This is a genomic window from Comamonas sp. Tr-654 (assembly GCF_011752915.1).
In the GTDB taxonomy this organism is placed as follows: Bacteria; Pseudomonadota; Gammaproteobacteria; order Burkholderiales; family Burkholderiaceae_C; genus Comamonas.
This window is the reverse complement of the sequence record NZ_VWWQ01000001.1, coordinates 618,399-644,094: the sequence shown is the minus strand read 5'-3', so window position 1 is coordinate 644,094 and position 25,696 is coordinate 618,399. Positions and strand designations below refer to the sequence as shown.

Here is a 25,696-nt window from a genome sequence, read left to right as displayed (position 1 = left end):
TTAATATGAAAAGAATAATCATGGATCTGGATGACACCATTTGTAGTACATTAAATGGTGATTATGGAAATTCTTTACCAAAACAAGATGTAATTGATCGAATGAAAGATTTTAGGGCCATGGGCTTTGAAATCGTTATATGTACCAGTAGAAATATGAGAACATATTCTGGCAACATAGGCAAGATTAATGCAAATACTTTGCCAGTAATTATAGATTGGTTAAATAGGCATGAAGTTCCTTATGATGAAATATACACCGGAAAACCGTGGTGTGGAACAGAAGGCTTTTATGTTGATGATAGGTCTGTCAGACCGAATGAGTTTGCGAGCATGTCTATAGTCGATATCAAGAATATGCTGGGAATTAAAGAGTGATTGTTATCAATTCTGCTGCTTATGTGATCCCTGAGTTCAGGAATGAGTTGGGCTTGATTCCGCCATGTTTACTCCCTTTGGGAAATAAAAAGCTGCTGGAACATCAGGTCCAAGAGCTACGTCGTTTCAAAGACGAGAAAATTATTGTCTCGTTGCCTGCGAACTACGAATTGACACTAGATGAGCAGCAGCTGATGCAATCCTTGAGAGTCGAGGTGATTGCTGTTCCTGAAGATTTCTCACTTGCAGAAGCGTTAACATATGTTTTGAATGTGGCATCTGTCGAAGGCAAAACGTTGAGATTGCTACATGGTGATACTTTAATATTAGATTTGCCAACCGGTTTAGATGAGGTTGCTGTTGGCCAATCTGCCGGGGATTATGATTGGGAGATCGAGTCTCTCGCTGAGAATAGCATTGAGGCTACGTTGGTGTGGTCTGGATTTTTCTCATTTTCTGATCAACGTGAATTTTTGCGTGCATTGGCATCAAGTCGTAGAAACTTCGTGCATGCAGTAAGAGAATACGGGAATAAAAATAAATTGAAAGCCATTGCTTGTGAGAAATGGTTCGATCTTGGGCATGTGAATACGTATTTCTCATCGCGCTCTAGAATAACAACTCAACGTTCATTTAATTCTTTGAAGATTGTGGATGGCGTTCTATATAAAACAGGCGAGCCGGTAAAAAAAATAGAAGCAGAAGAGAATTGGTTTAAAAATGTCCCGTTGAACATAAAAAAATATACTCCTCATCTTTTAAGCTCCGGTATTTTAGAGAGCGGTGCAAGATTTTACGCGTTAGAGTATTTGCCCTATCTTCCCTTGAATGAATTATTTGTTCATGGAAGAAATTCAGTAGATTTCTGGATAAAAAAATTTAGATTGCTAAAGAAATTTTTTGAAGATGCTAGAGAGGGTGATTTTGATTATTTTGATGTTTTAAAGAAAGAGGCTCTTGCTCTGTACCAGAGTAAAACAATTAAGCGCTTAAGATTGTTTGAGCATGAAACGGGATTTTCTAGTAATACTGTTCTATCTTTGCATAATGGTAGACCTTTAACTGCTTCTGGAATTGCTGAAGATTGTATCCATCTGACGCTTCAAAGGTCTTTGGTACCTGCAATATTGCATGGGGATTTGTGCTTTAGCAATATTTTGTTTGATTCTCGTTCAAGTAGTTTAAAGGTCATAGATCCTCGTGGGTTGAGCTTTGATGGTGATTTAACTATTTTCGGTGATCAGAAATATGATCTGGCAAAATTGACCCATTCAATAATAGGTTTGTATGATTTTATAATTGCCGGTCGGTACCAGATTGATGTTGACTCAGATGGGTTTGATTGCATTAAATTTGATATTGATAATCGAGTTAAATTAATCCAGGATAAGTTTTTCGATTTTTCTTTTATAGAAGGAGAATCAGTGATTGATATTTTACCTTTGGTGGTGCTATTGTTTATTTCAATGCTTCCTTTGCATGCTGATAATCCTGGTCGTCAGAAGGCTATGCTACTTAACGCTGTTAGATTATATAAAGAGTTTTTACTAAATAAATAATGATATGATTGTTCTTAAATTTGAAGAGGTAAAAGAAATATTTGCTGATTACAATATATTTCTTACAAATTCCGGTGCGGGGAGAATTAATGATAAGAAGGAAGTTTTCTTTCCAGATGTTTTTCGTATAGAAGAGGGGTGTGCTTTTCTTTCGGGGGATAGATTCGCGTCGCTGGGATTTATGAGTTATTCTTGGTCAAGTTTGGTTGATTATGTAACTGTTGGACGTTATTGCTCAATCGCTGGAGGGCTTAAGTTTTCAGGAGTTCGACATCCGATCGAAGCTGTAACCACATCTCCATTTGTTTACGACAAAAATTTTTCCATGGTCGCTAGTGGAATTGAAAAATTTGACTGTTCATTTCCTGCTATTTTTAATAAGCAACCAAGAAGAGAGATTGTTATTAATAACGATGTTTGGATCGGCAGCAATGTATGGTTAGCTCGTGGAATTAATATTGGGACTGGCGCAGTTATTGCTGCAGAGTCCGTTGTTACTAAGGATGTCGAACCCTATGCAATTTATGGGGGTAACCCTGCTAGATTAATAAGATATCGGTTCGATGCAGAAGTTATAGAGGGGTTGTTAGAATCAAAATGGTGGGATATGCATCCGTCTATTATTTCGGCATTGAATATGCGTGATCCTATTGCCTTTATAGAAGATTTGAAATGTGTTAATTCTGAGAAAATATTTACACCTCGTTCTTTTGGAAATCAAAATATAGTCTGATTTCAAGAGGACGCTAGATTGATGTTTGGTTTTTTACTGTATGGGTAGATGCTTCTTGCATTAAATATTTTGTATTTTTATCGGTCTACATAACTTAGGATTTATCTATTCTGTAAGAAATTAAAATCATTTTGTTATTATTTTATTGTAAATAATATTGAAGTTTTCATAAAATTACATGTCTTCACTAAGGTCAAATTTTAGCAGCGCCCTTATTCGTTTGGGAGAACCGCTACGAGCTTCTCTGAAGTTAGATTCATTTAAAGATGCAATACCCCGAGTAGGGATGGCTGTCGGCAATAATCAAGAGAGCAGTCATATTGAAGCTTTAGTAAGGTGGATGGTTGGCTTGGCTCCTGCGTTGGAACTAAACCTAAAGAATACTCACGATGGGCGAATTTCTGAATGGGCCGAAGACATTATTTTTCTAATAGATGAAATAACTAATCCTGAATCACCAAGTAGGTTTAATTTCCATAGTGGGACGCAACCTTTGGTTGAGGCTGCTTTCCTTGCCCAAGCATTTCTTCGGGCGCCTAAAGCTTTGTGGTATGGGCTCAGTGAAGAGGTCAAGGAAAACGTATTAAACTGTCTTTTAAGCTCGCGTCAGATTCGTCCGCATTTCAACAATTGGTTGCTTTTTTCAGCAATGATCGAGGCATTCCTATGCTCAATTGGAAAGCCATGGGATCGCATGCGGGTGGATTACGCGCTGCGTCAGCACCAGCAATGGTATGTCGGAGATGGTACATATGGCGACGGGGCAGAGTTTCATTGGGATTATTACAATAGCTTTGTAATATTGCCCATGTTGCTGGATATTCTGGATGCGGTGCAGGGACAGCACTCAGAGTGGGATCGGATGCGGCCTTTGGTTTTGCTGCGCGCTCAACGCCAAGCAGTGGTTCTTGAGAGAATGATTGGACCCGATGGCTCCTATCCCTTGATAGGGCGCTCTTTGGCTTATCGCTGTGGATTTTTGCATGTGCTGGCCCAATTGGCTTGGCAGCAACGTTTGCCGGCAAGCTTGGACGCTGGTGCTGTGAGAGCTGCAATGTGGGCGGTGATAGAGAAGACTCTCGGCCGAGCCGAGAACTATGATGAAAATGGCTGGCTGCAGATTGGAATCAATGGTCACCAGCCAGGAGTTGGTGAAAACTATATTTCTACGGGGAGCCTCTATCTGTGCAGTGTTGCCTTTCTTCCGCTGGGTCTAGAAGAAAGTGCTCCATTCTGGAGTTTGCCGGAGAAACCGTGGACACAAAGAGCTTGCTTTTGGCTTGGGCAGGATATATCGCTTGATAAAGCGCTGAAATAATCGGGAACTTGAAAATGAAGATAGCAATTGCGGGTACAGGATACGTCGGCCTCTCCAATGCCATGTTGTTGGCACAGCATCATGAGGTGGTGGCGCTTGATATTGACGAGCGTAAAGTAGCTCTGCTCAATGACAGAAAGTCTCCCATTGTGGATGCCGAGATTCAGAGTTTTCTGGCGGAAAAGAAGCTGAACTTCCGTGCCACGCTGAATAAGCAGGATGCCTATGCCGGCGCAGACTTTGTCATCATCGCCACGCCCACGGATTACGATCCGCAAACGCAGTACTTCAATACCAAGTCGGTGGAGTCGGTGGCACGTGAGGTGATGGCCATCAATCCGAATGCGGTGATGGTGATCAAGTCAACGGTGCCTGTGGGCTTTACCAAGCGCCTGAAAGAACAACTGGGTAGTGAGAACATTGTTTTCTCGCCAGAGTTTCTGCGTGAAGGCAAGGCCCTGTATGACAACCTGCATCCTAGCCGCATCGTGGTTGGGGAACGCTCCGAGCGCGGTCAGCAGTTTGCCGACCTGCTGTGCGAAGGCGCCATCAAAAAAGATGTGCAGGTATTGCTGACGGACAGCACCGAGGCCGAGGCCATCAAGCTGTTTGCCAATACCTATCTGGCCATGCGCGTCGCGTATTTCAATGAACTGGATACCTATGCGGCCGTGCATGGGCTGGATACGCGCCAGATCATTGAAGGGGTCAGTCTCGACTCACGCATTGGCGGGCACTACAACAATCCTTCGTTTGGTTACGGCGGCTATTGTCTGCCCAAGGACACCAAGCAGTTGCTGGCCAACTATGCCGATGTTCCGCAGAGCCTGATGCATGCGATTGTGGAGTCGAACCGCACACGCAAGGATTTTGTAGCAGACGATATCTTGAAGCGTAATCCCAAGGTGGTGGGTATCTACCGTCTGGTGATGAAGGCTGGCTCGGACAATTTCCGTGCTTCTTCCGTCCAGGGGGTGATGAAGCGTCTCAAGGCCAAGGGCGTCGAAGTGGTCGTGTATGAGCCTGTGCTCGATGCTCCTGATTTCTTCCATTCCCGGGTCGTCAAGGACTTGTCGGAGTTCAAGCAGATGGCTGATGTGATTGTGGCTAACCGCGTGGTGGACGAGTTGGTCGACGTGCCGCACAAGGTCTATACACGTGATTTGTTTGGTGGCGATGCGTGAGCCGTCATTTGTTCATTAAAGGTTCGCAACGATGAAGGTCACAAAAGCAGTTTTCCCGGTTGCGGGGATGGGCACCCGATTTCTGCCTGCCACCAAGGCAAGTCCCAAGGAGATGCTGCCAGTGGTTGATAAGCCGCTGATTCAGTATGCGGTGGAAGAGGCCCTGGCTGCGGGCATTAAGGAAATGGTGTTCGTGACTGGCAGAAGCAAGCGCAGCATCGAAGACCATTTCGACAAGGCCTACGAGCTGGAAAATGAGCTCGAGCGTCGCGGCAAGACCGAGATGCTTGACTATGTGCGAAGCCTGATGCCTTCCGACATGAAGTGTGTCTTCATTCGCCAGGCTGAGGCCCTGGGTCTCGGTCATGCCGTGCTGTGTGCACAGCCTGTAGTGGGCAATGAGCCGTTTGCCGTGTTGCTGGCGGATGACTTGCTGGATGGCGAGCCGGCGGTGATGCGCCAGATGGTGGACGTGTACGACTACTACAAATGCTCGGTGCTGGGCGTGCAGCAGGTGCCGCGTGAAGACACGCGCAGCTATGGCATTGTGGACAGCAAGCCGCTCAAGGAAGACCTGGAGGCCGTGCATGCGATTGTGGAAAAGCCCAAGCCGGAGGAGGCACCTTCCACGCTGGCCGTGGTGGGGCGCTATGTGCTCACGCCGCGTATCTTCCATCATCTGGCCCGCTTGGGTAAGGGCGCAGGCGGAGAGATCCAGCTCACTGACGGAATTGCAGCGTTGATGAAGGAAGAGCAGGTGCTGGCCTACCGCTATCAGGGCAAACGCTATGACTGCGGCTCCAAGATTGGCTATCTGGAAGCTACCTTGGCCATGGCGCGCAAGCACCCTGAGGTGGGGGAGCAGTTCGAGGCGTTGCTTCAGTCGCTGCGCAACTAGAATACGCCAGCCCAATAGCATAGCTACTGGCGTATTCATATATTGGGTTTCAGGTAATAAATAACCTGAAACCACAGTATATCTTGCGCTAAAAGCTTCTTTTTCAGGAGCGAATGCAGGCAAGGCCTGCAGAGTGTGATTTGACAAGGATGATGTTTTGAGTGTGGATACACCCATTTGGCAGGCGCTGAGATCCAGGGCTGCCGTTTGCGAGCAAACGCTGAATCTGCAGCAGGCACTGAGCAGCCAGGAACGGTTTCAGCGGTTGAGCTTGCAGGCACCTCATGTCTTGCTGGACTGCTCCAAATCCTTGTGGAATGAGTCTGTGCTGGAGGCCTTGTTGCAATTGGCTGAGGAGGCTGGTTTGGTGCAGCGACGCGATGCCTTGTATGCCGGTGCCGTGGTGAACGAAACCGAGCAACGCCCGGCCTTGCATGTGCGCTTGCGGGCTCCTTTGGCGCCGCAGGGCTGCTCCATGCCAGAGGACGAATGTCACGCCGGCTTGCGGGCCATGCTGACCTTGGCGCGACAGTTGCGTGAAACGGCCCGTTTTACGGATGTGGTGCATATCGGCATTGGTGGTTCGGGCCTTGGGCCTGAGTTGCTGCTGCAGGCACTGCAGCCGTGGTGCGAAGGTGGGCCGCGCGTGCATGTGGTGTCCAATATGGATGGCCATGACCTGCACCAGGCGCTTCAAGGTCTGCAGCCCGAGCGGACATTGTTCATCGTTGCTTCCAAGTCATGGTCTACGGCCGAGACGCAGCGCAATATGGAGTCGGCCAAAGCCTGGGTATGTGCGGCTGGCGATCTGCATTGGCCCGATCATTTTGTGGCCGTGTCTTCGCGTGAGGACTTGGCTTGCCAAAGCGGCTTCATTCAAACACTGCATATCCCGGAGGGGATTGGCGGGCGCTTTTCCATCTGGTCTGCCGTGGGGTTGTCGGTGGCTCTGGCCGTCGGGCCCGAGGTTTTCGGGCGTCTGCTCGCTGGTGCAGCGGAAATGGATGCGCATTTCGCCCAGGCGCCGCTGGAGCGCAATGCGCCGGTATGGCTGGGTTTGCTGGATGTGTGGTACGCCAGCTTTTTGCGTATGCCGGGGCGCTGTGTTGCGCCATATCACCATGGCTTGCGCCGACTGCCGGCCTATCTGCAGCAGCTGGAGATGGAAAGCAATGGCAAGCAGGTGCGTGCAGATGGCGCGCCTGTGGGCTATCCAACGACCGGCATGGTGTGGGGTGAACCTGGCAGCAATGGTCAGCATGCATTCTTTCAGTGGCTGCATCAGGGAACCCAGCGTATCCCAGTGGAGTTCATTGCCGCCCGCACGGCGGCCCATGGCTTGCCGGAGCACCAGGAGGCCCTGCTGGCCAATGCCCTGGCCCAGGCGCAGGCGCTGATGCAGGGTAGCAAGGCCGGGCAGGGACAGTTGCCCGGACATCAGGACTTTCCGGGCAATCGGCCCAGCACCTTCATGCTGCTGGATGCATTGACTCCCGATTCATTAGGAGCCCTGCTGGCACTGCATGAGCACCGGGTGTTCGTGGCAGGCACGGTATGGGGCATCAACAGCTTTGATCAATGGGGGGTGGAGCTGGGTAAGACGCTCGCCAGGGACCTGCGCGTGCGTATGGACTCCGGCGATCTATCAGGGCTTGATGTGTCCACGGCGGGATTGCTGGCGTATTGCCGTTCGGAAACGGAGCGAGTCTGATGAAAGCCTTGCGTAGTTTGCTGCATCTGCTGCGCGGCGATGTAGCCCGTGCCCTGGCCGAGGCGGACACCAGTTCTTTGGGGGCTCTCAATAGCTGGGTGCCCAGGGCGTACTATCGCCTGGGTATGTATGCCACGGTGGCGGCACTGCCGCTGAAGCCGGGCCGCAGGCGCTATGTCATGCCTGCCGTGGTTTCTCTGGCCGCATGCGGCCAGCATGACCGGGCGCGCAATATGCTGGCTGCGGTACGGTGGCCGGGGACTCCGGCGCGCTTGCGTGTCGCATTGGCCGATGCTCTGGCGCCATTCATGCCAGCAGAGGCCTTGCAGGTGCTGGAGTCTGTGCCTGAGGGCGTACCTCCGGCTCTGCACGCCGCACTTTTATTGCGCACAAACCAGGCTCAGCGCGCGCGTGAGTTGCTGGCAGATGCTTTGAACGGTGGTCAGGCGGCACGCTACCCAGAGCTGTATCTCTACCAGACCATGGCGGAGCCCGATCGGCCCGAGCAGCAGCTGGAGCGACTCAATTGTTTTTTTGCAGCGCACGGGCTACCGCCGGTGGCGCTGCGCGATCCGCAGCAGATGCCCGGCCCCTGCAATGTGAAATTGCCCGACTTGCCCGCAGTGACGGATGGCCCACTGGTTTCTGTCTTGATGACGACTTTTCAGACCGGCGCGAGAGCATCGGTGGCGATCGAGTCGCTTTTGAATCAGACCTATCGCAATCTTGAAATCATCGTGGTGGATGATGCCAGCGCTGACGACACCCCCGAGCTGGTGGAGAGTTGGGCGCGAAAGGATGCACGCGTAAGACTGCTGCGATTGCAGACGAATGGCGGTACTTATCTGGCCAAGAGCATGGGACTGCAGCTTGCCCGTGGAGAGTTTGTGACTTGCCACGATTCTGACGACTGGTCACACCCGTTGAAGATCGAAATGCAGGTGCGCCCCTTGTTGGAAGATGCTTCACTGGTGGCGACCACTTCGCATTGGGTGCGTATGCAGGATGACGGCATTTTCTATGCCCGTCCCGTGCACACCTTGATGCGCCTGAATCCCTCTTCACCCCTGTTCCGGCGTGAGCTGGTATTGCAGCGCATGGGCGCTTGGGACTGTGTGCGAACGGGAGCCGACAGCGAATTTCATGTGCGGCTGCGGCTGGTGTTTGGAAAAGATGCCGTCAAACGCATCACCAAGCCGCTTGCATTGGGTTCGCACCGTATAGGCTCGCTGATGACGGCAGAGGGCACAGGCTACTCGGATGCCGGTGTTTCGCCACAACGGCTGGCGTATTGGGAGGCCTGGGCAGGCTGGCATCTGGATTGTTTGCGCCATGGCAAAGTACCGTGTCTGCCACTCGATCTGGAGGCATTGTCTGCAGGCCGCGTCTTCGCGGCACCGGAGGAGATCTGTGTCACGCCAGAGCAGGTCAGAGCCGCGCAGAATCAAGTCCGTCAACAGAGGCTGCTTGCCGATGCTAGCAGTGACCCCGTTTTTATTTGAGAGTCTGGTGTCGCAAAGAATTGGCATTTTTTCGAGAGGAATCCTCCGCATTCCTTTTCTTGCGGTGTTGCTACAGGTCACACCGGTGCGCTTGCGAGCTTGGTGCGCCTCCCCAGTTGAATGTATTGCGGGCTGGGGCCTGCGTCCAACCACTCGTCAGGCACTGGCCTATGCAGACACGCATGGCCTGCCTTATGTCGCACTGGAGGATGGCTTTCTGCGCTCCTTCGGCACCGGCGAGCATTTTCCGCCGCTGTCGCTGGTGGTCGATGACACAGGCATCTACTACGACTGCACGAGGCCCAGCGCGCTGGAGCGCCTGCTTTGCAGCGATGCCGATCTGCTGGGCGCGGATGCCGCGCTGGTGCGGCAGGCTCGCGAGCAGCTGCTATCGGCAGGCTTGAGCAAATACAACCATGCTGCTGAGTTGCCAGACGGCATGCTGCGCAGCGACGATGCTCAACGGGTGCTGGTGGTAGATCAGACGGCTGGGGATATGAGTGTGGCAAAGGGCGGGGCGGATGCCGCTACTTTTGAAGCCATGCTGGCAGCGGCCCTGGCCGAGAATCCCCAGGCCACGGTCTATGTCAAGACCCATCCCGAGGTGACTTCGGGTCGCAAGGGCGGCTATCTGACGGGCGTGCAGCCCGATGCCCGTACGGTGCTGCTGCGTGATGCAGTAAACCCGATGAGCCTGATTGCGCAGATGGACCAGGTCTATGTGGTCAGCTCGACCATGGGCTTTGAAGCCTTGCTTGCCGACAAGCCGGTGGTCTGTTTTGGCGTGCCCTGGTATGCGGGCTGGGGCGTGACGGATGATCGCCAGACCCAATATGCTGCCATGCTGCGTCGTGCTGGTCGCCGACGCTCGGTGGACGAGTTGTTCGCAGCGGGGTATGTGCATTACAGCCATTATCTGAATCCGGAGACACGCCAACGCGGCAATGTGCTGGATGTGATTGACTGGCTGCAGCGTCAACGCCAGGTGGCCCTGCGCTTTGGTGGGCGCATGATTGTGGTGGGCTTTCGGCGCTGGAAGGCAGCGAACGTGAAGGCCATGTTGTCCCTGCATCCGGGCAAGGTGGTCTTTGTCAAGAATGCTGCTGCCGCCAGGGCTTTGCAGCCTGCTGGAGATGATTGCCTGGTCTGCTGGGGCCGGGTGCCGCCGGCAGGTGTACAGGAGTTGGCTGATGCAGCGGGCGTGCGTCTGCTTCGCATGGAGGATGGCTTTGTCCGCTCCGTAGGCCTGGGCTCCGATCTGATTCCGCCGCAGTCCTTTGTGCTGGATGCCAAGGGCATCTATTTCGACCCGGGTCAGCCTTCGGAGCTGGAGGATTTGCTCAATACTCGAGCGTTCACGGCGCAAGACCTGCAGCGTGCGCGCAATGTGCGTGCCTTTATCGTCGAGCACGGCATCACCAAGTACAACCTGGAGCCCAATCGCCCGGTGGATTGGTTCAGCACGGATCTTCCGCAGGCCGGGCGGCAGGTGGTGCTGGTGCCGGGTCAGGTGGAAGACGATGCCTCCATTCGCTTTGGCTGCGATGCCGATGGCGTCTGCACGAACCTGGGTCTGATCCAGGCAGCGCGCGCCGCATTTCCTCATGCATTCATTGTCTTCAAGCCGCACCCCGATGTGAGCAGTGGCAATCGCAAAGGCCATGTCGAACCGGCACAGGCCTTGCAGCACGCCGACCATATCGAACAGGCGGCGTCGGTGGTCAGCTGTATCGATGCCTGTGATGTGGTGGTGACCATGACCTCGTTGACAGGCTTTGATGCCTTGCTGCGCAACAAGCAGGTGGTTGTGCATGGACGCCCGTTCTACGCAGGCTGGGGGCTGACGCAGGATCGCTTGCCCGTGCCGCGCCGAAGCCGCGCGCTGTCTCTGGATGAACTGGTTGCGGGGGCGCTGCTGCTCTACCCCTTGTATTGGGACCCAGTGCTCAGGGGCTACACCAGCTGCGAAGCGGTGCTCAGACGCTTGCTGGAGCAACGCACGGCGCTGGAGCAGTCTGGCGGCTTGCAGGGCTTGAAGTCCGGATGGCTGCGGCGGCAATGGCGCAAAACCAGGGTGCTGCTGCGGTCGATTTTGTCGGACTGGTGACACTTACCTTTTTTTGCAATTATTTTTCATCGATTTGTTGTCATCGTGCAGTGATATGCGAGGGCCTTGTTCGGTGAAACCCCTAAAATACAGGGGTCATGCTTCATGACGCCTCCATAGAAATACCAAGCGGCCTGACAGCCCGCAGTCCCGTACGCATGAAGAACAAGAGTGGATTTGCGTCTAAACGTGTTTTGTTGCTGCAAGGCCCGGTAGGGCCTTTTTTCTGGAACCTGGCCAAGGACTTGCGCTCGGTGGGGGCGACTGTCTTCAAATTCAACTTCAATGCGGGAGACTGGCTGTTCTATCCACGCAAGGCGCATTCGTTTCGTGGAGAGCTGACGCAGTGGCCTGAGGTGCTGGAGGCCTTCATCATCAAGCACCGGATCGATGCGGTGCTGCTGTTCGGCGATTGCCGGCCGGTCCATGCCTGCGTGCGCTCCATGACCGAGCGCCTGGGCTGTGCCTTCGGGGTGTTTGAAGAAGGCTATCTGCGGCCCGATCACATTACGTTCGAGCCCATGGGCGTCAACGGGCATTCTCATTTCGAAAAGAGACTGGCCATATGGCTGGAGCAAAGAGCTCGGCAGGAAGGCGTCTCACCGCGTCCCCATTCGAACGGGCCGGCCACGGAGTCGTGGAAGAAGGTCGGGAACTCGTTCTGGCATTCGGCCATGTGGGGCATGCTGTATTTCTTTGCGGCCTGGCTGGGGCAGTGGTTCTGGAATAACGCCCTGCATCACCGAAGCATGACCGTGCGCGATGCTCCCTGGTGGTGGCTGAGCTATCTGCGCAAGTTCTGGTATCGGCGCACGGAAAAAGAGATAGAAAATCTGCTGCTCGGTGATCTGCGCAAGAAGTTTTTTCTGGCTCCCCTGCAGGTCTATAACGATGCTCAGATCGTGGTTCACTCGAACTATGATTTCGTGACAGATTTCATCAATCACGTGCTGCATTCGTTTTCCAGGGCCCAGGCCTTGGAGCGCACGAACGGCGTGCCCGAAGGTGGGAAGTCGATTGCGGACGACGTGGTGGTTTTCAAGCACCACCCCATGGACCGGGGGCACCGGAATTACGCCAATATCATCCGCTTGCTGGCGCGGCGCCATGGATTGCAGGGCAAGGTGTTCTATATCCATGATCAACACCTGCCTTCCTTGCTCAAGAGCGCCAAGGGCGTGGTGCTGGTCAACAGCACGACGGGGCTTTCGGCATTGGGTCATGGCGCTCCCGTCAAGGTCTGCGGCAATGCCTTGTATGACCTGCAAGGTTTGACCTATCAGGGCAAGATGCGGGACTTCTGGTTCAGGGCCCATCAGGCCATTCCTGATCAGGAAATGCTTTCGCGCTTTCGCAAGGCCTTGATAGAGTGCACGCAGATCAACGGCAGCTTCTATCGCCGGCTTCCTGCTGTCTCATGGCGTTGCGGGGCTTCACTGGATGGTCAGATGGCCCAGCGCCTGTGGGGTGGCGGCCTGTCGGTGGATCCTGTGCTCTGGCCCGAAGAGGATGCGGAGCCATTACTTGTTTCCAGGCCGGCCAATCAGGTCAATGCCATGCCTTCCATGCTGCAGGGGGTCGCCTCTGTCGAATAAGCCTTGGTATGAAGGGGGCCAGTGACTAGCAGCGAAAAGAATATCTCAGTCGAGTCTTCAAAGAAGGCGGAGGATTGCGAACGCCTGGTGATTTTCATGGGTGGCTTTGATCCGCGCGGTGCAAGGCACTATCACCAGTTGATGCGCGCAGAGTCGCAAAAGCAGCCAGTGGCTTCCGCGGGTCGAAAATACGCGATTGGCAGCAGAGAAAAATGGAATGAGGGTGAAACGGCGCAAGGAAAATCGCTGCATTCCCGCTGGAAAGTCTCTCAGACGGACTCCGGAAACTCGGCTAGCGCCGATTTTGTTTTTTTCGACTGGCATGATCAGGTCCGTCTGCACTGGCCTTCGAGCCGGGCAGAGGTTTTTCGTCAAGCCGTGGGCACCTATGCCTCCATCTGGAACTTGAAGCAGTGGCTCAAACCCGTTCGGGAGCAGGCGCGCTTTACCTTGTGGGCGCTGATGTATCCGCTGGTTTATATGCTGCTTGTGCTGCTGGCCGGATTGGGTATGGGCTCTATGCTTGTGAGTGCCTGGGACGGCTTGGCGCCACTGGGCGCAGCCGCTTTGATGCTGGTGGTGGTCGCTGCTGTCGGCTGGGGTGGCCTGGTGCTGGACGGTTATCTGCATATCAGCTGGCTTCTGAGAATTCTGAACTTTGCCCATATCAGTTCCCGAAAGTCCTTTCCCGTGCTGGACGCGCGCATCGAGGCAATGGCCACCGAGGTAGCACAGGCCATACAGAAGCAGCGCTGGCGAGAAGTGGTAGTGGTCGGCTTTAGCGTCGGCAGCGTACAGGCTTTGAAGCTGGCTCAGACACTTCGCCGCAAGCTGGCCGAAAGTCCCTTATCCTTGCAGCCTTCGCGCGCGCCGCTGGTGAACTTGGTTACCCTGGGCAATTGCATTCCGCTGTTCGGGCTGTTTCCAGGTGCTGGCGCTTTGCGGCAGACCTTGCGCGAGATCGCCATGGACGAAGCGGTGTACTGGGCGGATATTTCCTCTCCCAGCGACAGCGTGTGCTTCGGCATGTGTGATGTGGTGGGGCTGTCATTGCGCGAGGATGGGCGCAAGGATGAGACCCTGGCCGCCAGCTCCTTTACCGATGCCGGCAAGCGCCGGGCTCAGTGGGGGCTCAATCCGCAAGCCGTGTGTTCACCGCGTTTTCACAAGCTGTTTTTGCCGGCAACTTACCGTTGGTTGCGTAGGAACAAGATGCGCATGCATTTTCAGTATCTGATGGCCGGCGAAGTTGCCGGTGCCTATGACTATTTCGAGTTGCTCACCAGCGCCGGTCCGATGCGTGACTACATAGAGAGGAAATTGGTGCGATGAGTCGTTTCTGCCCCGCCTATCCCAAACCCCATCCCGAGCAGACATCGAAGCTGCGCATGTTCTGGCATGCGCGGCGTTCCTGGATGGACGCACTGTTCGAGCGCAGCTACAGCATGCAGATGGGCGAGGTCCATCTGCCCGGCGTGGATCTCTACATGCTCAATGACATTGCGGAAGTCAAGCGAGTCATGCAGAGCGAGGCGCAGCAGTTTCCCAAGAGTCATCTGCTTCATGAGTCGCTGGAGCCTTTGCTGGGCGACAGCATCTTCACGACCAATGGCGAGCAGTGGCAGCGTCAGCGCACCATGATGAACCCGGCCTTTGCCCAGGCCCGTGTGAACGTCGCTTTCCCGCGCATGCTGGGTGCCGCGCAAGCCATGCTGGAGCGCCTGGATAAGGTGGATGAAGCGCAGCCCTACGACATCGAGATCGAGATGACTCATGTCACTGCCGATATCATTTTCCGCACGATTTTTTCCACGCCCTTGCAGGGGCCCGATGCGCACCGCATCTTCGAGGCCTTTGCCCGCTACCAGGCACTGGCTCCCAAGCTCATGTTGCCGGCTCTGTTCGGCGTTCGCTGGCTGACCATGCCCTGGTATCGCTGGCAGAGCAACCAGGCCGCCACGGAGATTCGCGGCCTGCTGCACGCAATGATCAAGCCGCGCTATGAAGCGCATCTGAGGGGCGAGGCCGAGGAGCAGGAGGATATTCTTGCCGCCTTCATGCAGGCCAAGGATCCGAATACGGGCGAGCCTTTCAATGAGGAAGAGCTGGTCAATCAGGTCGCCATGCTGTTTCTGGCGGGGCATGAAACCTCTGCCAGCGCACTGACCTGGGCCAGCTATCTGCTGTCCCAATCGCCCGACGTGCAGCAGCGAGCCTATGAGCAGGTGCTGGAGGTGGCCGGTGAGCGTCTGCCGCAGCAGGCGGATATGAAAAGCTTCTCGCAGGTCTGGAATATCTTTCGTGAGACCTTGCGCCTGTTTCCGCCAGTGGGCTTCTTTGCGCGGGAGAACGTTCAATCCTGTCCCATCCGGGGCAAGCAATTGAAGGAGCGCAGCACGGTGGTGGTGGCACCCTGGCTGCTGCAACGTCACCGCAAATGGTGGCAGAACCCCGATGCCTTCGACCCTGATCGCTTTGACCGTGAGGAAGACAAGGAGGCGATCAAGCATGCCTACATGCCTTTCAGCATGGGACCGCGCGTGTGTCTGGGGGCAGCCTTTGCCCTGCAGGAAGCGGTCCTGATTCTGGCCTGCCTGCTGCAGCGCTACGAAATCCTGTCCGCGCCGGGTCATGTGCCGCAGCCCGTGGGGCGGTTGACGATTCGCTCCGAAAATGGTGTTCGTATCAAGTTGCGCAAGAGAGAGGATGCATGAAGGAGCGCCTGGCAGGTTTCGTGCTGATGTGTGCAGTGGTCCCGCTCGCGGTCGTGGGCTGGCTGATTCTTTGCTGGGTCGGCCTGTTCGGCAAGACGGAGCGGGGCAGGGCCGGAGTGCGGGCGCTGGACCACTTTGTCAATGCCGCCGTGCTCAACGGCTATGCCTGGGAAAGCGTTTCATCGCATGCCTGGCGCGAACGCGAGAACAAGCGCTGGGCGCGCTGGGTGATCAGGGTCACCGACCACTTCCAGAAGGATCACTGCATGCGCGCCAACAAGCGTGAGCAGCCCGTGGTGGATCTGATCCTGAAAAAAGGCCTGCAGGGTCAGACGATCAAATGAGTGGGTGGCCGGCCCGTTCAGCCGATTGAGCTGAATCGGCGCATTACGCCTCTTTACGCTTCGAGATGGATCTGGGTCAGCGGGAATCGGCCCTGGCGCGTTAAGGGCTTAAGCGTTTCCGGGTTGAAGCGCGATCTCGCCGCCCCAACGGTGATCTATATCGAGCATGGAGATATATGTCCAATCGCACTTCAATCATCCGCAGCCTGGCAGCCTTGGCGCTGGTTTGCGCAGCGGGTGCAGCCCAGGCCCAGGCCTATATCAGCGGCTCCATTTCCGGGCAGCTGTCGCCAGGGGTCTACGGTCAGGTCAATATCGGCAATGCGCCGCCGCAGCTGCTTTATGCACAGCCGATGTGGGGCGGCCCGGTAGTGCCGCAGGTGCAGCCCATCTATATGTGGGTGCCGCCGGGCCATTCGCGCAACTGGCGCCGTTACTGCGGTCGCTACCATGCGTGCGGCCAGCCGGTCTATTTCCTGCGCAATCCGCCACCTCATTGGCGTGCAGGACCTCCGCCTCATCACCATCACGACAGGCGCGACTGGCGTGATGATCGTCGCGATCATCGTCACTGGGACAGAGGCGATCGCCACGACCGACGTGACTGGGACAGACATGATCGTGACGACCGGGGGCGCGGCCATGGTCGCGGACATGGACGCCATGGCGACTGAATTAGGGGTTAACCACTAAATTTACTGTTGCTTATGCACAGCAATGAAGGCTGGATGCTATTGAAAAAATAGCATCTAGCCTTTTCTCTTTATTGGCTTTGTGGTTTGTTTGTAGGTATTTATACGTGATATGAGCAAGCACTTTGCTATGCCTTTATGGCATAGCTGCTAGCGGAGGGCTTGCCTAGTAGGGGCGCTCAGGGCTATCGACAATAGTCTCATTCGTTTTGACTAGATGGTTGCCCTGACGCAAGCCCTGTTCGAGCGTCCCAGTCCTGCCGATGCCGTGTGCCCGCAGCATGAGGGAGTAGCTCGCAAAGCCTTGAAGGCTGGGTTGCGGAATCTGGCAGGGCAGCCACTGCATCCACTTCAGGAGTCTTTCGGCATGAGCGCAGCACTCAAGGGCATTTCTTCCATGGCAACCCGCCAGGTCCTCGCCGATCTGGCCGCAGCCTGGCAGGAGCAGGGCGGCGAGCCGGTGCAGATCGAATCCGTGGGCGGTGTGGATGCCGCGCAGCGCGTGCAGTCCGGTGCAGAGTCCTTCGATGTGGTCTTCCTGGCCTCCAACGCCATCGACAAGCTGCAGGCCGCCGGTCGTGTGGTTGCAGGCAGCAAGGTGGATCTGGTGCTCTCCAGCACCGCTGTCGCCGTGCCTGCCGATGCGGCCCAGCCCGATATCGGCTCGGAAGAGGCCGTGCGCGCTGCCGTGCTGGCTGCGCCCAGCATCGGTTATTCCACCGGTCCCAGCGGTGTGGCGCTGCAAAAGCTGTTCGAGCGCTGGGGCATTGCCGACGAGATCAAGTCCCGCATCGTGCAGGCCAGGCCCGGCGTTCCCGTGGGCTCCATGATTGCTTCGGGAGAAGTGGCGCTGGGCTTTCAACAGCTGAGCGAGCTGATCCACGTCGAAGGCATTCGCATCGTGGGCGGCCTGCCTGCCGCGATTGCCATCGACACGGTGTTTTCGGCCGGCCTGGTGGCGGGCTCGGCCCATGCCGATGCCGTGCAGCGTCTGCTGGCCTTCATGGCTTCGCCTGAGGCCGCAGCGGCCAAGCGTCGCCAGGGCATGGAGCCCGCTTGAATTGATTTCGTGTCCAGGCGGGGGCCTGGGCACTGCACCCCATCCAGCAAAAGGGCAGTCATAGCCCTTTCGTGACGGACGTACCAGATGCCTTTGAGGCTTTGGCGCCAGCCGCGAGACAGGAGATAGAGGCGACAAAGAGAGGCAACTGAGATACCAAATATGACTTCGCAAACTAGCAAACAGAACACCGACCCGACGGTCGTCAACGTGCAGACCGTGCTCAACGAGAGCCCGTTCTCGGGCTTTCAATGGGGGATCTTCTTCCTCTGCTTTTTGATTGTTCTGCTCGACGGTTTTGATACCGCCGCCATCGGCTTCATCGCGCCTTCGCTGCTTGGCGAATGGGGCATCGACAAGTCCCATCTGGGCCCGGTGCTGAGCGCTGCCCTGTTCGGCCTGGCGTTCGGCGCGCTGGGCGCGGGCCCGCTAGCGGACCGCGTGGGCCGCAAGACCGTGCTGATCATCGCCGCGGTGGTGATGGGCGGTGCATCGATTGCTTCCGGCCTGGTGCACGATCTGCAGGCTCTGACCATCTGGCGCTTCATTACCGGCCTGGGTCTTGGCGCCGCCATGCCCAACGCCATCACGCTGATGAACGAATACTGCCCTGACAGCAAGCGTTCCTTCATTACCAACTGCATGTTCTGCGGTTTCCCCATCGGCTCGGCCTTCGGCGGCTTTATCGCAGCCTGGATGATTCCGCATTTCGGCTGGCGCAGCCTGCTGATCGTGGGCGGCGTGGTGCCCCTGATCCTGGCAGTGCTGATGATCGTGATGCTGCCCGAGTCGGTGCGTTTCATGGTGCTCAAGAACTACTCGGCCGACCGCGTACGCAAGGTGATGGTGCGCATCGCCGCAGGCACGCGCAATGCCGCGCGCTTCGTTCTGAACGACGGCGGCGAGGCTGCCGCCCAGGCACAGCAAGGTCCCCAGGGCCTGCGTCTGGTGTTCTCGCAGAAATATCTGGTCGGCACGCTGGCCCTGTGGGTGACGTATTTCATGGGTCTGGTGATTGTCTATGGCCTGGTCAACTGGATGCCTGTGCTGTTCAAGGAAGCGGGCGTGCCCGCCAGCCAGGCGGCCGTAATTGCCGCGCTGTTCCAGCTCGGCGGCGTGGGCGCGATCTTTGTCGGCCTGCTGATGGACCGCTGGAATGCCAATCTGATCATTGCGGCCGGCTACTTCCTGACCAGCCTGGGCGTGGCCTTCATTGGCCAGGTGCTCGGCGGCGGCGTGGGCATGCTGGTGGCTTCGGTCTTCATTGCCGGTTTGCTGATGAATGCGGCACAGTCGTCCATGCAGGCGCTGGCTGCCGAGTACTACCCCACGGAATGCCGCGCCAGCGGTGTGTCCTGGATGCTGGGCATTGGCCGCTTTGGCGGCATTGCAGGCTCCTTCCTGGTGGCCGAGCTGTCGCGCCGTCACCTGGAGTTGCCGCAGGTCTTCATGGTGGTTGCCATTCCCGGTGTCATCGCTGCGCTGGCGCTGCTGGTCAAGAACCGCTATGCCGGCGGCGCACCGCGCACCTCCATGCTGGGCCTGGGCGGCGCGCACTGAACTTTTTGATAGACGAATTATTTTTTAACGGAGCTTGAAGATGATCATTGACGTACACGGTCACTACACCACGGCGCCAGCGGCCCTGGGCGCATGGCGCGATTTGCAGATCGCCGGCCTCAAGGACCCGAGCAAGACCCCGTCGGTGGCCGATCTGAAGATCAGCGACGATGAAATCCGCGAGACCATCGAAACCAACCAGCTGCGCCTGATGAAGGAGCGTGGTTCCGATCTGACCATCTTCAGCCCCCGTGCCTCGTTCATGGCGCACCACATCGGTGACTTCCAGACCTCCAGCACCTGGGCCGCCATCTGCAACGAGCTGTGCTTCCGCGTCAGCGAGCTGTTCCCCGATCACTTCATTCCCGCCGCCATGCTGCCCCAGTCGCCCGGCGTGGACCCTGCAACCTGCATTCCCGAGCTGGTCAAGTGCGTGGAGCAGTACGGCAACGTGGGCCTGAACCTGAACCCCGATCCCTCGGGCGGTCACTGGACTTCGCCTCCGCTGTATGACAAGAGCTGGTACCCCATCTACGAAAAGATGGTGGAGTACGACATCCCCGCGATGATCCACGTCTCCACCAGCTGCAACAGCTGCTTCCACACCACGGGCAGCCACTATCTGAATGCCGACACCACGGCCTTCATGCAGTGTCTGACTTCGGATCTGTTCAAGGACTTCCCGACGCTGAAGTTCCTGATCCCCCATGGCGGCGGCGCCGTGCCCTACCACTGGGGCCGTTTCCGCGGTCTGGCGCAGGAGATGAAGAAGCCGCTGCTGGAAGAGCATCTGCTGAACAACATCTACTTCGACACCTGTGTCTACCACCAGCCCGGCATCAACCTGCTGACGGAAGTGATTCCGACCAAGAACATTCTGTTCGCCAGCGAAATGATCGGCGCTGTGCGCGGCATCGATCCGCAGACTGGTCATTACTACGACGACACCAAGCGCTACATCGAAGCCACGCAGAACCTGACGGCCGATGAAAAGCACGCCGTCTATGAAGGCAATGCCCGCCGCGTGTTCACGCGCCTGGACAAGGCGCTTAAGGCCAAGGGTCTGTAAATTCTCAAAAAGAAGAGCTGCTGGCGCATGCCATGAAAGGCTTTCAATAAGAAAGCTAATTGAATGTGATGAATCACAGGCGCTAGCAGCTCACTTTTTTGATTCAATAACGTCAAAGCAAAGAGGTATTTCCATGTACGAACTGGGAGTTGTCTACCGCAATATCCAGCGCGCCGACCGCGCTGCTGCTGACGGCCTGGCCGCCCTGGGCTCCGCCACCGTGCACGAGGCCATGGGTCGCGTCGGTCTGCTTAAGCCCTATATGCGCCCCATCTATGCCGGCAAGCAGGTCTCTGGTACGGCCGTCACGGTGCTGCTGCAGCCCGGCGACAACTGGATGATGCATGTGGCTGCCGAGCAGATTCAGCCCGGCGACATCGTGGTCGCTGCAGTCACCGCCGAGTGCACCGACGGCTACTTCGGCGACCTGCTGGCCACGAGCTTTCAGGCGCGCGGCGCACGTGCCCTGATCATCGATGCCGGCGTGCGCGACGTGAAGACGCTGCAGGAGATGGACTTCCCGGTCTGGAGCAAGGCCATCTCTTCCAAGGGCACGATCAAGGCGACCCTGGGCTCGGTCAACATCCCCATCGTCTGCGCCGGCATGCTGGTCACGCCCGGTGACGTGATCGTGGCCGACGACGACGGCGTGGTCTGCGTGCCCGCCGCGCGTGCCGTGGAAGTGCTAGCCGCTGCCCAGAAGCGCGAAAGCTTCGAAGGCGAAAAGCGCGCCAAGCTGGCCTCGGGCGTCCTCGGCCTGGATATGTACAAGATGCGCGAGCCTCTGGAAAAGGCCGGTCTCAAGTACATCGACTAATCGGAACATCGGTCCTCAAAAATCATTACAACAGGAGCAACCGCATGTTCTCTTCCTTCAAATCCTCCGTGAACCTCTCGCGCCGTAACTGTCTCGCCGCAGCGGCCAGCCTGGCTGGCGCCGGCGCACTGGGTCTGGGCACTGCCGGCAATGCATTGGCGCAGGCCGTCAAGGCTGCAGCCGGGAACAAGGGCACGCAGCTCGTGCTGCTGGGTACCAAGGGTGGCCCGCGCGTGGGCGGCGAGCGCTCAAACCCGGCCAGCGTGCTGCTGATTGATGGCGAGCCGTTTGTCGTCGACTGCGCCTATGGCGTGGCGGCCCAGCTGGTCAAGGCCGGCATTGCGCTGCCGCGTCTGAGCAAGGTGTTCATCACCCATATGCACTCGGACCACAACCTGGAATACGGTCCCTTGCTGTATTCGGCCTGGGCTGCCGGCCTGCGCAACCAGGTCGATGTCTGGGGGCCGCCGACGCTGGATGCGATGACCAAGGCCTTCATGGAGTCCATGAAGTTCGACATCGATATCCGCATCCCCGACGAGAGCAAGCCCGATCTGCGCAAGATGGTGAACACGCACGAGTTCTCCAAGCCCGGCGTGATTCTGGAGAACGACAAGGTCAAGGTGACGGCGGTGCGCAATATTCATCCGCCCATCGCGGACTCGTTTGCGTTGCGCTTCGACACCAAGGACCGCTCGGTAGTCTTCTCGGGCGACACGACCTACTGCCCGGCCGTGGCCGAGCTGGCCAAGGGCGCCGATGTGCTGGTGCACGAGGTGATCTATGTGCCCGCCGTGGACGCCATGGTCAAGCGCGTGCCCAATGCCGCCACGCTCAAGGAGCATCTGCTGGCCTGTCACACCACCTCGGTGGATGTGGGCCGCATCGCTGCGGCCGCCGGCGTCAAGAAGCTGGTGCTCTCGCACATCGTGCCGGGCGACGACCCCAGCATTACCGACGAAATGCTGCTGTCCGATGTGCGCCAGCATTTCAAGGGCGATGCCGTGGTGGGCAAGGATTTGATGGTGATCTGATCACTTTTTCAAGATAAGGACTGGATTGATATGAGCCAATTTGAAAAGACCCCCGGCTGGCTGGACTGGTATGCCAACCCCAGCAAGCCCCAGTTCAAGCTGCCTGCCGGCGCTGTGGATGCGCACTGCCATGTGTTCGGCCCCGGCAACGAGTTTCCCTTTGCCCCCGAGCGCAAGTACACCCCCTGCGACGCCAGCAAGGCCCAGCTGTATGCACTGCGCGACCATCTGGGTTTTGCACGCAATGTGGTGGTGCAGGCCACCTGTCACGGTGCGGACAACCGCGCCATGGTCGATGCCTGCAAGTCCTCGGGCGGCAAGGCCCGTGGCGTGGCCACGGTCAAGCGCTCCATCAGCGATGCCGAGCTGCAGGAGTTGCATGACGCCGGCGTGCGCGGCGTGCGCTTCAACTTCGTCAAGCGCCTGGTGGACTTCACGCCCAAGGACGAGCTGATGGAGATCGCCGGCCGCATCGCCAAGCTGGGCTGGCATGTGGTGATCTATTTCGAAGCCGTGGATCTGCCCGAGCTCTGGGACTTCTTCACCGCGCTGCCCACCACCGTGGTGGTCGATCACATGGGTCGCCCCGACGTCACCAAGGGCGTGGACAGCGAAGAGTTCGCCCTGTTCCTGAAGTTCATGCGCGAGCACCAGAACGTGTGGAGCAAGGTGTCCTGCCCCGAACGTCTGTCCGTCACCGGCCCCAAGGCCCTTCATGGTGAGCAGAATGCCTACCAGGACGTGGTGCCTTTCGCGCGCCGCGTGGTCGAAGAGTTCCCCGATCGCGTCCTCTGGGGCACGGACTGGCCGCACCCCAACCTGAAGGACCATATGCCCGACGATGGCCTGCTGGTGGACTTCATTCCCCATATCGCTCCCACCGCTGAGCTGCAGCAAAAGCTGCTGGTGGACAACCCCATGCGTCTGTACTGGCCCGAAGAGGCCTGACGGAGTTCCGGCGACACATACACCCGGAAACAGGCCGCAGCCTTGTCGCATGGGCTGCGCCATCCGTAAACGAGGAGAATTTATGGCTTTGGAAAAACCGTATCTGGACGTGCCCGGCACCATCATTTTCGATGCCGAGCAGTCTCGCAAGGGCTACTGGCTCAACCAGTTCTGCATGAGCCTGATGAAGGCCGAGAACCGCGATCGCTTTCGCGCCAACGAGCGTGCCTATCTCGACGAGTGGGCGATGACCGAGGAGCAGAAGCAGGCCGTGCTGGCGCGGGATCTGAACTGGTGCATGCGCACCGGCGGCAATATCTACTTCCTGGCCAAGATCGGCGCCACCGACGGCAAGAGCTTCCAGCAGATGGCCGGCTCCATGACCGGCATGACCGAAGAAGAGTATCGCGCCATGATGATGGGCGGCGGTCGCTCTGCCGAAGGCAACCGCTACGTGGGTGAGGACGGTGATGCGCAGGCACACCATCAGCCACAAGGAAGTGCTCGCAGCGCAGGCAACCAGAACCAGGAAGGCAACTAAGACATGGCACGCATCACCGCATCCGTTTTCACCTCGCACGTGCCTGCCATCGGCGCTGCCATGGACATGGGCAAGACCCAGGAAGCCTATTGGGCGCCCCTGTTCAAGGGTTATGACTTCTCCCGCCAGTGGATGAAGGACAACAAGCCCGACGTGATCTTCCTGGTCTACAACGACCATGCCACGGCCTTCAGCCTGGACTGCATTCCCACCTTTGCCATCGGCACGGCTGCGGAATTCCAGCCCGCCGACGAAGGCTGGGGTCCGCGCCCCGTGCCCAAGGTGGTCGGCCATCCCGATCTGGCCAGCCACATTGCCCAGTCCGTGATTCAGCAGGACTTCGACCTGACCATCGTCAACAAGATGGACGTGGACCACGGCCTCACGGTGCCGCTGTCGCTGATGTGCGGCGAGCAGGACCCCAAGACCGGCTCCTGGCCCTGCCCGGTGATCCCCTTCGCCGTGAACGTGGTGCAGTATCCCGTGCCCACCGGCCAGCGCTGCTTCAACCTGGGCCGCGCCATCCGCAAGGCCGTGGAGAGCTACGACCAGGACATCAATGTGCATATCTGGGGCACGGGCGGCATGAGCCACCAGTTGCAGGGTGCGCGCGCGGGCCTGATCAATAAGGAATGGGACAACCAGTTCCTGGACCTGCTGGTCGAGAACCCGCATGGACTGGCGCAGATGCCGCATATCGACTATGTGCGCGAAGCCGGCTCGGAAGGCATCGAGCTGGTGATGTGGCTGATCGCGCGTGGCGCCATGTCCGATGTGGACGGTCCCGCACCGCTGCCCAAGGTGGCACACCGCTTCTACCATGTGCCCGCATCGAACACCGCAGTGGGCCATCTGATCCTCGAGAATCAGTAAACGTTTCCCCACGTTCGCTGCTTCGCATATTCACTGCCCCCTGTGGGGGGCTTCGCCTCCCTGAGGCGGCTCTACGGAGATCCCAATCATGAGCAAGACCATCAAAGTAGCGCTGGCTGGTGCGGGTGCCTTCGGCATCAAACACCTGGACGGCATCAAGAACATCGACGGCGTGGAAGTCGTCTCCCTGGTTGGTCGCCGCTTTGACCAGACCAAGGAAGTGGCCGACAAGTACGGTATCGCACATGTGGCAACCGATCTGGCCGAAAGCCTGGCGCTGCCCGAAGTCGATGCCGTGATCCTGTGCACGCCCACGCAGATGCACGCCGAGCAGGCCATCGCCTGCATGAAGGCCGGCAAGCACGTACAGGTCGAGATTCCTCTGGCCGATGCTCTGAAGGACGCCCAGGAAGTGGCTGAGCTGCAAAAGCAGACTGGTCTCGTTGCCATGGTGGGCCATACCCGCCGCTTCAACCCCAGCCACCAGTGGGTGCACAAGAAGATCGAGGCCGGCGAGTTCAACATCCAGCAGATGGATGTGCAAACCTATTTCTTCCGCCGCACCAATATGAATGCGCTGGGCCAGGCCCGCAGCTGGACAGACCACCTGCTGTGGCACCATGCTGCTCACACCGTGGACCTGTTCGCCTACCAGGCCGGCAGCCCCATCGTCAAGGCCAACGCCGTGCAAGGCCCGATTCACAAGGATCTGGGCATCGCCATGGACATGAGCATCCAGCTCAAGGCTGCCAACGGCGCGATCTGCACGCTGAGCCTGTCGTTCAACAACGACGGCCCTCTGGGCACCTTCTTCCGCTACATCGGTGACACCGGCACCTATCTGGCCCGCTACGACGATCTGTTCAACGGCAAGGACGAAAAGATCGATGTGTCCAAGGTCGACGTGTCCATGAACGGCATCGAGCTGCAGGACCGCGAATTCTTCGCCGCCATCCGCGAAGGCCGCGAGCCCAACTCCAGCGTGCAGCAGGTCTTCAACTGCTACAAGGTCCTGCACGACCTGGAGCAGCAACTGAACGCGGATTGACCAGCGCGGACT

The 25,696-nt window shown here is 57.1% G+C and carries 23 protein-coding genes; all 23 read left to right on the top strand.

What is annotated here, in order from left to right; all coding sequences use genetic code 11:
* Window positions 1-5: 5 nt before the first annotated feature.
* Entirely contained in the window at window positions 6-377 is a 372-nt protein-coding gene (locus F3J24_RS02815; RefSeq protein ID WP_167002526.1) for an HAD-IIIC family phosphatase, read from the top strand.
* Window positions 374-1,936 (top strand): hypothetical protein, encoded by a 1,563-nt coding sequence (locus F3J24_RS02810; RefSeq protein WP_167002524.1) that lies wholly within the window; start codon window positions 374-376, stop codon window positions 1,934-1,936. The genes F3J24_RS02815 and F3J24_RS02810 overlap by 4 nt, the downstream gene beginning before the upstream one ends.
* Before the next feature lie 4 nt (window positions 1,937-1,940).
* Window positions 1,941-2,669, top strand: a complete 729-nt coding sequence (locus F3J24_RS02805; protein WP_167002522.1) for a CatB-related O-acetyltransferase — start codon at window positions 1,941-1,943, stop codon at window positions 2,667-2,669.
* A 178-nt stretch (window positions 2,670-2,847) separates the two neighbouring features.
* Window positions 2,848-3,987 (top strand): DUF2264 domain-containing protein, encoded by a 1,140-nt coding sequence (locus tag F3J24_RS02800; protein WP_167002519.1) that lies wholly within the window; start codon window positions 2,848-2,850, stop codon window positions 3,985-3,987.
* Between the two features lie 14 nt (window positions 3,988-4,001).
* On the top strand, window positions 4,002-5,171 hold the full coding sequence (locus tag F3J24_RS02795; RefSeq protein WP_167002517.1) for a nucleotide sugar dehydrogenase: 1,170 nt from the start codon (window positions 4,002-4,004) through the stop codon (window positions 5,169-5,171).
* 31 nt (window positions 5,172-5,202) lie between these two features.
* The gene (galU, locus tag F3J24_RS02790) at window positions 5,203-6,069 is read left to right on the top strand and encodes a UTP--glucose-1-phosphate uridylyltransferase GalU (protein WP_167002515.1); all 867 of its coding nucleotides are present in this window, start codon (window positions 5,203-5,205) and stop codon (window positions 6,067-6,069) included.
* 163 nt (window positions 6,070-6,232) lie between these two features.
* Window positions 6,233-7,780 (top strand): glucose-6-phosphate isomerase, encoded by a 1,548-nt coding sequence (gene pgi / locus F3J24_RS02785; protein WP_167002513.1) that lies wholly within the window; start codon window positions 6,233-6,235, stop codon window positions 7,778-7,780.
* Between the two features lie 284 nt (window positions 7,781-8,064).
* Entirely contained in the window at window positions 8,065-9,282 is a 1,218-nt protein-coding gene (locus F3J24_RS02780; protein WP_240154220.1) for a glycosyltransferase family A protein, read from the top strand.
* An 85-nt stretch (window positions 9,283-9,367) separates the two neighbouring features.
* Window positions 9,368-11,389, top strand: coding sequence for a capsular polysaccharide biosynthesis protein (locus F3J24_RS02775; RefSeq protein WP_370527706.1), 2,022 nt, complete (start codon window positions 9,368-9,370; stop codon window positions 11,387-11,389).
* A 158-nt stretch (window positions 11,390-11,547) separates the two neighbouring features.
* Entirely contained in the window at window positions 11,548-12,984 is a 1,437-nt protein-coding gene (locus tag F3J24_RS02770) for a capsule biosynthesis protein (protein WP_240154219.1), read from the top strand.
* A 21-nt stretch (window positions 12,985-13,005) separates the two neighbouring features.
* Entirely contained in the window at window positions 13,006-14,316 is a 1,311-nt protein-coding gene (locus F3J24_RS02765; RefSeq protein ID WP_167002504.1) for a hypothetical protein, read from the top strand.
* The gene (locus F3J24_RS02760) at window positions 14,313-15,698 is read left to right on the top strand and encodes a cytochrome P450 (RefSeq protein ID WP_167002502.1); all 1,386 of its coding nucleotides are present in this window, start codon (window positions 14,313-14,315) and stop codon (window positions 15,696-15,698) included. Before F3J24_RS02765 ends, F3J24_RS02760 begins: the two co-directional genes overlap by 4 nt.
* Window positions 15,695-16,042, top strand: coding sequence for a hypothetical protein (locus F3J24_RS02755; RefSeq protein ID WP_003054158.1), 348 nt, complete (start codon window positions 15,695-15,697; stop codon window positions 16,040-16,042). The genes F3J24_RS02760 and F3J24_RS02755 overlap by 4 nt, the downstream gene beginning before the upstream one ends.
* Before the next feature lie 176 nt (window positions 16,043-16,218).
* Entirely contained in the window at window positions 16,219-16,716 is a 498-nt protein-coding gene (locus F3J24_RS02750) for a hypothetical protein (RefSeq protein WP_167002500.1), read from the top strand.
* A gap of 385 nt (window positions 16,717-17,101) precedes the next feature.
* On the top strand, window positions 17,102-17,794 hold the full coding sequence (locus F3J24_RS02745) for a substrate-binding domain-containing protein (protein ID WP_205244576.1): 693 nt from the start codon (window positions 17,102-17,104) through the stop codon (window positions 17,792-17,794).
* Between the two features lie 162 nt (window positions 17,795-17,956).
* Window positions 17,957-19,354, top strand: a complete 1,398-nt coding sequence (locus F3J24_RS02740) for an MFS transporter (protein ID WP_167002498.1) — start codon at window positions 17,957-17,959, stop codon at window positions 19,352-19,354.
* Window positions 19,355-19,394: 40 nt separating this feature from the next.
* The gene (locus tag F3J24_RS02735) at window positions 19,395-20,423 is read left to right on the top strand and encodes an amidohydrolase family protein (protein WP_148729526.1); all 1,029 of its coding nucleotides are present in this window, start codon (window positions 19,395-19,397) and stop codon (window positions 20,421-20,423) included.
* A 133-nt stretch (window positions 20,424-20,556) separates the two neighbouring features.
* Window positions 20,557-21,240 carry a 4-carboxy-4-hydroxy-2-oxoadipate aldolase/oxaloacetate decarboxylase gene (gene ligK, locus F3J24_RS02730; RefSeq protein WP_003067555.1) on the top strand — a complete coding sequence of 228 codons (684 nt, stop codon included), beginning with the start codon at window positions 20,557-20,559 and terminating at the stop codon, window positions 21,238-21,240.
* Between the two features lie 44 nt (window positions 21,241-21,284).
* Entirely contained in the window at window positions 21,285-22,274 is a 990-nt protein-coding gene (locus F3J24_RS02725; RefSeq protein WP_167002496.1) for an MBL fold metallo-hydrolase, read from the top strand.
* A 30-nt stretch (window positions 22,275-22,304) separates the two neighbouring features.
* Window positions 22,305-23,222 carry an amidohydrolase family protein gene (locus F3J24_RS02720; protein ID WP_167002494.1) on the top strand — a complete coding sequence of 306 codons (918 nt, stop codon included), beginning with the start codon at window positions 22,305-22,307 and terminating at the stop codon, window positions 23,220-23,222.
* An 82-nt stretch (window positions 23,223-23,304) separates the two neighbouring features.
* A complete protein-coding gene (ligA, locus tag F3J24_RS02715; RefSeq protein WP_043003743.1) occupies window positions 23,305-23,763 on the top strand; it encodes a protocatechuate 4,5-dioxygenase subunit alpha in 459 nt (152 codons plus the stop codon).
* 3 nt (window positions 23,764-23,766) lie between these two features.
* Window positions 23,767-24,636 (top strand): class III extradiol dioxygenase subunit beta, encoded by an 870-nt coding sequence (locus F3J24_RS02710; RefSeq protein ID WP_003054198.1) that lies wholly within the window; start codon window positions 23,767-23,769, stop codon window positions 24,634-24,636.
* 88 nt (window positions 24,637-24,724) lie between these two features.
* Entirely contained in the window at window positions 24,725-25,684 is a 960-nt protein-coding gene (locus F3J24_RS02705) for a Gfo/Idh/MocA family oxidoreductase (protein ID WP_167002492.1), read from the top strand.
* The last annotated feature ends 12 nt before the right edge of the window (window positions 25,685-25,696 follow it).

Bases quoted from the DNA above. Each gene is read 5' to 3' on its own strand.
- ligA (WP_043003743.1), top strand. From the start codon at position 23,305: ATGGCTTTGGAAAAACCGTATCTGGACGTGCCCGGCACCATCATTTTC.
- F3J24_RS02735 (WP_148729526.1), top strand. From the start codon at position 19,395: ATGATCATTGACGTACACGGTCACTACACCACGGCGCCAGCGGCCCTG.
- ligK (WP_003067555.1), top strand. From the start codon at position 20,557: ATGTACGAACTGGGAGTTGTCTACCGCAATATCCAGCGCGCCGACCGC.
- F3J24_RS02740 (WP_167002498.1), top strand. From the start codon at position 17,957: ATGACTTCGCAAACTAGCAAACAGAACACCGACCCGACGGTCGTCAAC.
- F3J24_RS02710 (WP_003054198.1), top strand. From the start codon at position 23,767: ATGGCACGCATCACCGCATCCGTTTTCACCTCGCACGTGCCTGCCATC.
- F3J24_RS02745 (WP_205244576.1), top strand. From the start codon at position 17,102: ATGAGCGCAGCACTCAAGGGCATTTCTTCCATGGCAACCCGCCAGGTC.
- F3J24_RS02805 (WP_167002522.1), top strand. From the start codon at position 1,941: ATGATTGTTCTTAAATTTGAAGAGGTAAAAGAAATATTTGCTGATTAC.
- F3J24_RS02725 (WP_167002496.1), top strand. From the start codon at position 21,285: ATGTTCTCTTCCTTCAAATCCTCCGTGAACCTCTCGCGCCGTAACTGT.
- F3J24_RS02720 (WP_167002494.1), top strand. From the start codon at position 22,305: ATGAGCCAATTTGAAAAGACCCCCGGCTGGCTGGACTGGTATGCCAAC.
- F3J24_RS02750 (WP_167002500.1), top strand. From the start codon at position 16,219: ATGTCCAATCGCACTTCAATCATCCGCAGCCTGGCAGCCTTGGCGCTG.
- F3J24_RS02760 (WP_167002502.1), top strand. From the start codon at position 14,313: ATGAGTCGTTTCTGCCCCGCCTATCCCAAACCCCATCCCGAGCAGACA.
- galU (WP_167002515.1), top strand. From the start codon at position 5,203: ATGAAGGTCACAAAAGCAGTTTTCCCGGTTGCGGGGATGGGCACCCGA.
- F3J24_RS02815 (WP_167002526.1), top strand. From the start codon at position 6: ATGAAAAGAATAATCATGGATCTGGATGACACCATTTGTAGTACATTA.
- F3J24_RS02770 (WP_240154219.1), top strand. From the start codon at position 11,548: ATGAAGAACAAGAGTGGATTTGCGTCTAAACGTGTTTTGTTGCTGCAA.
- F3J24_RS02795 (WP_167002517.1), top strand. From the start codon at position 4,002: ATGAAGATAGCAATTGCGGGTACAGGATACGTCGGCCTCTCCAATGCC.
- F3J24_RS02705 (WP_167002492.1), top strand. From the start codon at position 24,725: ATGAGCAAGACCATCAAAGTAGCGCTGGCTGGTGCGGGTGCCTTCGGC.
- F3J24_RS02800 (WP_167002519.1), top strand. From the start codon at position 2,848: ATGTCTTCACTAAGGTCAAATTTTAGCAGCGCCCTTATTCGTTTGGGA.
- F3J24_RS02755 (WP_003054158.1), top strand. From the start codon at position 15,695: ATGAAGGAGCGCCTGGCAGGTTTCGTGCTGATGTGTGCAGTGGTCCCG.